Annotated in this window: 8 protein-coding genes; 7 read left to right on the plus strand and 1 reads right to left on the minus strand. The window is 70.9% G+C overall.

All coding sequences use genetic code 11. From position 1 onward, the window contains the following. Window positions 1–142: 142 nt before the first annotated feature. On the minus strand, window positions 143–679 hold the full coding sequence (locus tag ABZ484_RS37620; protein WP_358870452.1) for an HNH endonuclease: 537 nt from the start codon (window positions 677–679) through the stop codon (window positions 143–145). Window positions 680–1,011: 332 nt separating this feature from the next. Here ABZ484_RS37620 and ABZ484_RS37625 point away from each other — a divergent pair, with 332 nt between their 5' ends. From ABZ484_RS37625 to ABZ484_RS37655, 7 genes are all read left to right on the plus strand, one after another. Continuing rightward, complete coding sequence (locus tag ABZ484_RS37625) at window positions 1,012–2,127, plus strand: mechanosensitive ion channel family protein (RefSeq protein ID WP_358870453.1); 1,116 nt, start codon at window positions 1,012–1,014, stop codon at window positions 2,125–2,127. 312 nt (window positions 2,128–2,439) lie between these two features. Continuing rightward, on the plus strand, window positions 2,440–3,651 hold the full coding sequence (locus ABZ484_RS37630; RefSeq protein ID WP_358870454.1) for an ROK family transcriptional regulator: 1,212 nt from the start codon (window positions 2,440–2,442) through the stop codon (window positions 3,649–3,651). Window positions 3,652–3,724: 73 nt separating this feature from the next. Next, a complete protein-coding gene (locus ABZ484_RS37635; RefSeq protein WP_358870455.1) occupies window positions 3,725–5,068 on the plus strand; it encodes an ABC transporter substrate-binding protein in 1,344 nt (447 codons plus the stop codon). Between the two features lie 3 nt (window positions 5,069–5,071). After that, window positions 5,072–6,013: a sugar ABC transporter permease gene (locus tag ABZ484_RS37640; RefSeq protein WP_358870456.1), complete on the plus strand. Its 942-nt coding sequence runs from the start codon at window positions 5,072–5,074 to the stop codon at window positions 6,011–6,013. Window positions 6,014–6,015: 2 nt separating this feature from the next. Next, window positions 6,016–6,909: a carbohydrate ABC transporter permease gene (locus ABZ484_RS37645; RefSeq protein WP_358870457.1), complete on the plus strand. Its 894-nt coding sequence runs from the start codon at window positions 6,016–6,018 to the stop codon at window positions 6,907–6,909. A gap of 17 nt (window positions 6,910–6,926) precedes the next feature. After that, complete coding sequence (locus ABZ484_RS37650; RefSeq protein ID WP_358870458.1) at window positions 6,927–8,192, plus strand: 6-phospho-beta-glucosidase; 1,266 nt, start codon at window positions 6,927–6,929, stop codon at window positions 8,190–8,192. Beyond that, a complete protein-coding gene (locus ABZ484_RS37655; protein WP_358870459.1) occupies window positions 8,183–9,154 on the plus strand; it encodes a BadF/BadG/BcrA/BcrD ATPase family protein in 972 nt (323 codons plus the stop codon). The genes ABZ484_RS37650 and ABZ484_RS37655 overlap by 10 nt, the downstream gene beginning before the upstream one ends. Window positions 9,155–9,252: the final 98 nt, after the last annotated feature.

The following is a 9,252-nucleotide window of genomic DNA, read 5'->3' on the forward strand; positions in this document are numbered from 1 at the left end:
CAACCGACGACAACGCCGCTGGGGGTCCCCCCACGCCGTCAAGGCAGTGGGGGAGGGCGTGCCAGCCCCCGCGTCTGCGCCATGATCCGCCGGACAGGCCCTAGGGGCCTTGCGAGAGCGGTACGCGCGAAGGCCCGGATCGTCAGGCGGAGATGCCGTCGATCCGGGCCAGGGCGTCGTCCGCGCCGTACGGCTGCAGGTAGGGCAGCCAGCGCGGGTCCCTATGGCCGGTGCCGATGATGCGCCAGGCCAGACCGGTGGGCGGAGCGGGTGCGTGGCGCAGGCGCCAGCCCAGCTCGACGAGGTGGCGGTCGGCCTTGACGTGGTTGCAGCGGCGGCATGAGGCCACCACGTTGTCCCAGGCGTGCTGGCCACCGCGCGAGCGCGGGATGACGTGGTCGACGCTGGTGGCCACGCCGCCGCAGTACATGCAGCGGCCGCCGTCGCGGGCGAAGAGCGCTCGCCTCGTCAGCGGAACGGGTCCCCGATAGGGAACCCGGACGAAGCGCTTGAGCCGGACCACGCTGGGTGCGGGGACGGTGAGGGACGCGCTGTGCATATGGGCGCCGGACTCCTCGAGGCAGACTGCCTTGTTCTCGAGCACGAGGACGAGCGCGCGGCGGAGCGGTACGACGCCGAGGGGCTCGTACGACGCGTTGAGGACCAGGACATGCGGCACGGGGGCCTCCTTGTACGCCGGCGGCGCGTGGCTCGCGCCGGGACGATCTGCAGTCAGTCTCCCCTCATGCCTGGTGAACGCGCCACCATGTCCCGGTAACGGGCTGGGAGTGTTTTCGACCACACCTGATTCATCCCCCGGATCACCGGTCGTTCACACGGCCTGGTGAGGCGGGTGGGCACCGCTTCGCCGCCGTATCTCCTTCGTACATCGCGGCGATCCACACACCGTGCCCCGTTAGTGTGGTGGTTCTGCCCGTCCGGTGACCTCTTCGTGATCCCGACGATATCGACCGCCGCGCCGGAGGGTGGACGCACCTGGAGGTACCTGCCGTGTCCTTGCCCGCCGTCCTGTCGGCCGCCGGTCCGTCGCCGTCGCCGTCTCCCTCGGAGTCGCCGGACGTGACGGTCCCCACGTTCCAGGACGCCCAGCAGAGCGCGAACCAGGCCGCGAGCTGGGTCGAGCAGAACTGGTCCACCTGGCTGGCGATCGGCCTCCGGGTCGTGCTGATCCTGGTGATAGCCGGCGTGCTGAGGGTGGTGGTCCGGCGGGCGATCACCAAGCTCATCGACCGGATGAACCGCACCGCCCAGCAGACGGGCGGCACGGCGCTCGGCGGCACCGCGCTGGGCGGCCTGCTGGTCAACGCCGAGCGGCGGCGGCAGCGCTCCGCGGCGATCGGTTCGGTGCTGCGCTCGGTGGCGAGCTTCCTGATCCTGGGCACGGCCGCGCTGATGGTCCTGGCCACCTTCCAGATCAACCTGGCCCCGCTGCTGGCGTCCGCCGGCGTGGCGGGCGTGGCGGTCGGTTTCGGCGCCCGCAACCTGGTCACGGACTTCCTCTCCGGTGTCTTCATGATCCTGGAGGACCAGTACGGCGTCGGCGACACGATCGACGCGGGCGTCGCCTCCGGCGAGGTGATCGAGGTCGGCCTGCGCGTGACCAAGCTGCGCGGCGACAACGGTGAGATCTGGTACGTCCGCAACGGCGAGGTCAAGCGGATCGGCAACCTCTCCCAGGGCTGGGCGACGGCCGGCGTGGATGTGACCGTCCGGGCGAGCGAGGACCTGGACAGGCTCAAGGCCACCCTGACCGAGGTCGCCGAGAGGATGAGCAAGGAGGAGCCCTGGAACGAGCTCCTGTGGAGCCCGATCGAGGTGCTGGGCCTGGACAGCGTGCTGATCGACTCGATGGTGGTCCGGGTCTCGGCCAAGACCATGCCGGGCAAGTCGGTGGCCGTCGAGCGCGAGCTGCGCTGGCGCGTCAAGCGCGCCTTCGACGAGGCCGACATCCGTATCGTGGGCGGCGCCACGGCCCCGGCGGAGGAGGAGACGGCGCCCGACCCGATGGCCTCGGTCGCGGCCCCGTCGGCGTACTCTAACGCCGCCTCCCCGCAGGCGCAGGCGGCGACGCCGCTCACTCCCTCGCAGCGCCCGACCGGCAAGTAGCCCCACCGGCCCCGAGACACCCGGCCCGACGGCCGGTCCGCACTCGCCTCCGCGCGCACGCCCCCCGCACGCCCCCGCACGCCCCCGCACGCCCCCGCACGCCCCCGCACGCCCCCGCAGGTAACGACTCCGTTGCCTCGGGGGCGTCCTCTCTTGACGCCCCCTTCGCCTCGGCCCTAGGTTCCTTCCCACACGAACAGGAAACTTTCCTAACAGTGATCTTCCGCGACGATCGCGCACCCCCGCGGATCGTGGGCGATCATGTGGGAAGGCACGGCAGGCCGAGCAGTCCAAGGGCAGGAGGCGAGAGGCATGGCGGGAACCGCCGGTACACCGGGCACCCCGCGCGTCCTGCGCGCCATGAACGACCGGGCCGCCCTCGACCTGCTGCTGGAGCACGGGCCGCTGTCGCGCACCCGGATCGGCAAGCTCACCGGCCTGTCCAAGCCGACCGCCTCCCAGCTCCTGGCCCGGCTGGAGGCCGCCGGTCTGGTCCTCGCCACGGGGACGAGCGAGGGGCGTCCGGGCCCCAACGCCCAGCTCTACGCGGTCAACCCGGCCGCCGCGTACGCCGCGGGCCTCGACGTCACCCCGCAGCGCATCCGCGCCGCCGTCGCCGACATCACCGGCCGCACGGTCGGCGAGTTCGAGCTGCCGACCCCGGGCCGCCACCCGTCCCAGCCCGTCGTACGGCAGGTCACCGACGCCCTGGACGGCGCGGTGAAGGCGGCCGGGCTCGCCCGCGACGACGTCCGCCGGCTGGTCATCGGCACCCCGGGCGCCTTCGACCCCAACACCGGCCGGCTGCGCTACGCCTCTCATCTGCCCGGCTGGCACGCCCCGACGATCCTCGACGAACTCGCCGCCGCCCTGCCGATGCCGGTGGAGTACGAGAACGACGTCAACCTCGTCGCCGTCGCCGAGCAGCGCCTCGGCGCCGCCCGCGGCCACCGTGACTTCGTACTGCTGTGGAACGAGGCAGGTCTCGGCGCCGCCCTGGTCCTCGGCGGCCGACTGCACCGCGGCTGGACCGGCGGTGCCGGCGAGGTCGGTTTCCTGCCGGTGCCCGGCACCCCGCTGGTCCGCCAGGTCACCCGGGCCAACAGCGGCGGCTACCAGGAGCTGGCCGGCTCCCAGGCGCTGCCGAGGCTGGCCCGGGAGCTCGGCATCGAGGACGTGCCCGGCGGGCCGTACGCCGAGGCCGCCGCCGCGCTCGTCGCCCGCGCCGCCGACCACGCCACCGGTCCCCACCGCACCCTCCTGACGACGTACGCGACCCGGCTCGCCACCGGTCTGGCCTCCCTCGTCTCCGTTCTCGACCCGGAACTCGTCGTGCTCAGCGGCGCCTCGCTGACCGCCGGCGGCGAGGTGCTGCGCGCCCTCGTCCAGGCCGAGCTGGAGGAACTGGCCGCCTCCCGGCCGCACCTGGTGGTCGGCGACGTCCGCGAGCACCCGGTACTGCGCGGCGCGCTGGAGAGCGCGCTGGCCACCACCCGCGACGAGGTCTTCGACACCTCCGGCTGAGCCCACCCCCCTCTCCCCTCTCCCCTCTCCTCTCTCCACCTCTCACCCATCCCCGTCCCTGGGAGACCCCGCCATGCCCGCACCCGCACCCGCGGCCGCCCGAAAAGCGGCCTTCGTCCTCACCGCCTCCCTGGCCCTCCTCGCCACCGCCTGCACCGGCCAGTCGGACAGCGGCGCGAACGACGACGCCTCGAAGGACACCACGATCAACTTCTGGCACGCCTGGAGCGCGCCGAACGAGGTGAAGGCCGTCAAGTCCCTGATCGCCGGCTTCGAGAAGGCGCACCCCAACATCCACGTCAACGTCGTCGGCAACATGACCGACGACAAGATCAACCAGGCGCTGCGCACCGGCGGCGACAAGGCGCCGGACGTGATCTCCTCCTTCACCACCAACAACGTGGGCAAGTTCTGCTCCTCGGGCGCGCTGGTCGACCTCAACCCCTTCTTCAAGAAGTCGGGGATCGACCCGGAGAAGACGTTCCCGAAGGCGATGAACGAGTACACGCAGTTCGACGGCAACCGCTGCACGGTGCCGCTGCTGGGAGACGCGTACGGCCTCTACTACAACAAGACCGCGTTCGCGAAGGCCGGCATCAAGACCCCGCCGAAGACCTGGTCGGAGTTCGAGGCGGACGCCAAGAAGCTCACGATCCCCGACGGGAACGGCTACAAACAGCTCGGGTTCATGCCGGACTACCACGGCTGGGAGTCCACGACCGAGCACTACTTCGCGCAGTTCTCCCCGACGTACTTCGACGCGAGCGGGAAGTCGAACCTCGCCAAGGACCCCGCCTTCGAAAAGGGCTTCACCCTCCAGAAGAAGCTGGTCGACGAACTCGGCGGATTCCAGCGGCTGGAGAAGTACCGCGCCACGCTCGGCGACGAGTGGGGCCCCAAGCACCCCTTCCACACCGGTCAGGTCGCCATGCAGCTCGACGGCGAGTGGCGGCTGGGCATGGCGGTGGACGCCAAGCCGAAGTTCGAGATCGGTGTGGCCCCGCTGCCCGTCCCCGACGACCAGGTGAGCCAGTACGGCAAGGGCTACATCACCGGCACCATCGCGGGCATCGCCGCCACCAGCCACAAGCAGAACGCGGCCTGGGAGTTCGTCAAGTACATCACCACGGACACCGACGCGGTCGTCGGCTTCGCCAACGACATCCACAACGTGCCGTCCACCCTGGCCGCCCTGAAGTCCCCGAAGCTGAAGTACGACCAGCGCTTCAAGACCTTCCTGGACATCGCGGCCGACCCGAACTCCACCACCACGCCCGCCTCCATCAACGGCGGCCAGTACCTGGTGACGATCCAGCAGTTCGGCTACGACTACGAGAGCGGCAAGGCCACCGACCTGAAGGCCGGGCTGAAGAAGGCGGCCGCGCAGATCGACACCGACATCGCGCAGGCGAAGTAGCCGATGAGTACGGTCACCCTGGCGTCGAAGCGCCGCCGGTCGGCGCTTCGCACCGTCGCCTTCATGTCACCGTGGCTGATCGGATTCGCGGTCTTCTTCGCGTACCCGCTGATCTCGACGGTCTACTTCTCGTTCATGCACTACGACGGCTTCAGGCCGCCGACGTGGAGCGGCACCAGGAACTGGACGTACGTCTTCCAGAACTACCCGCTGTTCTGGCCGGCCCTGCGCAACACCCTCTGGCTGGTCCTGGTCATGGTCACCCTGCGGGTCGTCTTCGGGCTCGGCGTCGGCCTGCTCATCACGAAGATCAAGACGGGTACGGGCGTCTTCCGCACCCTCTTCTACCTGCCCTACCTCGCCCCGCCGGTCGCCGCGACCATGGCGTTCGCCTTCCTCCTCAACCCGGGCACGGGACCGGTCAACTCCCTGCTGGAGAAGACCGGCATCCCGGCCCCCGGCTGGTTCAACGACCCCACCTGGTCCAAGCCGGCCCTGACCCTGCTCGCCCTGTGGGGCGTCGGCGACCTGATGGTCATCTTCATGGCCGCGCTGCTCGACGTGCCCACCGAGCAGTACGAGGCCGCCGAACTCGACGGCGCCTCCCCCTGGCAGCGCTTCCGCTACGTGACCCTGCCCAACATCTCCCCGATCGTGATGTTCGCGGTGGTCACCGGGGTGATCCAGACGATGCAGTACTACACACAGCCCCTGATCGCCGGAAAGGTCGCCTCGGGCGTGATCCAGGGCGCGGGCACGCAGTTCGAGCCGGGCTACCCGGACAAGTCCACGCTCACCCTCCCCCAGCTCGTGTACAACCTCGGCTTCCAGCGCTTCGACTACGGCTCGGCCTGCGTGGTGGCCCTCGTCCTCTTCGCCCTGTCGATGGTGTTCACCGCGTTCCTGATGCGGCGCCGGGGCGGTCTGATCCAGGCAGGTGACTGACGATGACGCAGGTACTGGACAAGCCGGTCGCGCTGAAGTCCCCCGTCTCCCCGGCCGAACGCACGGCCCGCCGCAGAGCCGCCCTGGAATGGATCGCCGTCCACGCCCTCGGCGTGGCGGCCGCGCTCTTCTTCACCCTCCCCTTCGTCTTCGTGCTGCTCACCTCGCTGATGAGCGACAGCCAGGCACTCAGCCGCGACCTGATCCCGCACACCTGGGAATGGGGCAACTACAAGAGCGTGTTCAACACCCCGGGCTTCCTCACCTGGTGGCGGAACACCCTCCTGTACGCCGGAGCCGGCACGGTCCTGACGGTCGCGTCCTCGATCCCCGTGGCGTACGCCCTCGCCAAGTTCCGCTTCCGGGGCCGCAATCTGTCACTCATGCTGGTGATCTCGATGATGATGCTGCCCCCGCAGGTGATCATCATCCCCATGTACCTGTTCTGGGCCAAGCAGCTGGACCTGTCCGGCACGCTGTGGCCGCTGATCATCCCGATGGCGTTCGGCGACGCGTTCTCCATCTTCCTGCTGCGGCAGTTCCTGACGACGATCCCGAACGAGTACCTGGACGCGGCCAAGGTGGACGGCTGCGGCGAGCTGCGCACCCTCGTCAGGGTCGTGCTGCCCATGGCGAAACCGGGCATCGCGGCCGTCGCCCTCTTCCAGTTCTTCTACGCCTGGAACGACTACTTCGGCCCGCAGATCTACGCCTCGGAGAACCCGGGCGCCTGGACCCTCTCCTACGGCCTGGAGTCGTTCAAGGGCGCCCACCACACCGACTGGAACCTCACCATGGCCGCCACCGTGCTGGTCATGGCCCCCGTGATCCTCGTGTTCTTCTTCGCCCAGAAGGCGTTCGTCGAGGGTGTCACGCTCACCGGAGTCAAGGGATAGAGAGTCAAGGGACACAGATGAAACTCACCGTGGTCGGCGGCGGTTCGACCTACACCCCCGAACTCATCGACGGCTTCGCCCGGCTCAGGGACACCCTCCCCGTCGAGGAACTGGTCCTCGTCGACCCGGCGGCGGACCGCCTGGAGCTGGTCGGCGGCCTGGCCCGGCGCATCTTCGCCCACCAGGGCCACCCCGGCCGTATCGTCACCACCTCCGACCTGGAGGCGGCCGTCGACGGCGCCGACGCCGTCCTGCTCCAGCTCCGCGTCGGCGGCCAGGCGGCCCGCCTTCAGGACGAGACCTGGCCCCTGGAGTGCGGCTGCGTCGGCCAGGAGACGACCGGCGCCGGCGGCCTGGCCAAGGCCCTGCGCACGGTCCCGGTCGTCCTGGACATCGCCGACCGCGTCCGCCGCGCCAACCCGAACGCCTGGATCATCGACTTCACCAACCCGGTCGGCATCGTCACCCGCGCCCTGCTCCAGGCCGGACACCGCGCGGTCGGCCTGTGCAACGTGGCGATCGGCTTCCAGCGGAAGTTCGCGGCGATGCTCGACGTCGCGCCCGCCGACATCCACCTGGACCACGTCGGCCTGAACCACCTCACCTGGGAGACCGGCGTACGGCTAGGCGGCCCGGAGGGCGGGGACGTCCTGCCCGGCCTCCTGGCCGCACACGGTGACACGATCGCCGGCGACCTCCACCTGCCCCGCCCGCTCCTGGACCGCCTCGGCGTCGTCCCCTCCTACTACCTGCGCTACTACTACGCCCACGACGAGGTCGTGGAGGAACTGCGCACCAAGCCCTCCCGGGCCGCCGAAGTGGCCGCCATGGAGAAGCAACTGCTCGAGATGTACGGCGACCCGTCCCTCCACGAGAAGCCGGCGCTGCTCGCCAAGCGCGGCGGCGCGTACTACTCGGAGGCGGCCGTCGACCTGGCGGCGGCCCTCCTCGGCGGAGGAGGCAACCCGTACCAGGTGGTCAACACCCACAACAAGGGCACCCTGCCCTTCCTCCCGGACGACGCGGTGATCGAGGTCCAGGCGGCGGTGGGCCCCAAGGGCGCGAGCCCCCTGCCCGTCGCCCCGCTGGACCCCCTCTACGCGGGCCTCGTGGCGGCCGTCACCACCTACGAGGACCTGGCACTCGAGGCGGCCCTGCGGGGCGGCCGCGAGCGCGTCTTCCGCGCCCTGCTCTCGCACCCCCTCGTCGGCCAGTACGCGTACGCCGAGGCCCTCACCGACCAGCTGATCGCACACAACCGGGAGCACCTCGCGTGGGCCTGACCGCAAGCGTCCTCGCCATCGACGCGGGCAACAGCAAGACCGATGTCGCGGTCGTGGCGGCCGACGGAACCGTCCTCGCCACGGCCCGCGGCGGCGGCTTCAGACCCCCGGCCGTGGGCGTCGAAGCGGCGGTGGCCGGCCTCGCACAGGCGGTGGAGGAGGCCTGCGCGGCAGCCGGCGTCACCTCCGCCTCCCATGTCTCGGCCTGTCTGGCCAACGCGGACCTGCCGGTCGAGGAGGAGGAACTGGCGGCGGCCCTGCACGCGCGCGCGTGGGGCGCGACGGTCGAGGTCCGCAACGACACGTTCGCGATCCTGCGGGCCGGCATCGCCGAACCCCGCGGCGTCGCCGTGGTGTGCGGCGCCGGCATCAACTGCGTCGGCATGCGCCCGGACGGCCGCACCGCCCGCTTCCCGGCGGTCGGCCGCATCTCTGGCGACTGGGGCGGCGGCTGGGGCCTGGCGGAGGAGGCCCTGTGGTACGCCGCCCGCGCCGAGGACGGCCGCGGCGAGCCCACCGCCCTGGCCCGCACCCTCCCGGCCCACTTCGACCTCGCGTCCATGTACGCCCTCATCGAGGCCCTCCACCGGAAGACCGTCGACGAGCACCGCCGGCACGAACTGACCCCCGTCCTGTTCGCCACGGCGGCGCAGGGCGACCCGATCGCCCACGCGATCGTCGAGCGCCTGGCCGAAGAGGTCGTCACCATGGCGACGGTCGCCCTGGCCCGCCTGGACCTCCTCACCGAGGAGACACCGGTCCTCCTGGGCGGCAGCGTCCTGGCCGCCCGCCACCCCCAGCTGGAGGACGGCATCCGCGCGCGCCTGACCACCCGTGCCCCGAAGGCCACCCCCCAAGTGGTCACCGCCCGCCCGGTCCTGGGCGCGGCCCTCCTGGGCCTGGACCACGTGGGAGCACCACCGGAGGCGCAGGAAAGGGTGCGAACGCACTTCAATACCTGACGGGAGCTGGGGCTGTGGGGGTGAGTCAGCTCCCTGCCGCTTGGCGGGTGCCGCTGCGCCCACCCGTGCCGCCCCAGCGGCACGACTGCCCGCAGCTA

The organism is Streptomyces sp. NPDC006393 (assembly GCF_040628575.1).
GTDB lineage: Bacteria > Actinomycetota > Actinomycetes > Streptomycetales > Streptomycetaceae > Streptomyces.

Excerpts from the sequence above, each read along its gene's own strand:
- ABZ484_RS37630 (WP_358870454.1), top strand. The coding sequence starts at position 2,440 with ATGGCGGGAACCGCCGGTACACCGGGCACCCCGCGCGTCCTGCGCGCC.
- ABZ484_RS37635 (WP_358870455.1), top strand. The coding sequence starts at position 3,725 with ATGCCCGCACCCGCACCCGCGGCCGCCCGAAAAGCGGCCTTCGTCCTC.
- ABZ484_RS37640 (WP_358870456.1), top strand. The coding sequence starts at position 5,072 with ATGAGTACGGTCACCCTGGCGTCGAAGCGCCGCCGGTCGGCGCTTCGC.
- ABZ484_RS37645 (WP_358870457.1), top strand. The coding sequence starts at position 6,016 with ATGACGCAGGTACTGGACAAGCCGGTCGCGCTGAAGTCCCCCGTCTCC.
- ABZ484_RS37650 (WP_358870458.1), top strand. The coding sequence starts at position 6,927 with ATGAAACTCACCGTGGTCGGCGGCGGTTCGACCTACACCCCCGAACTC.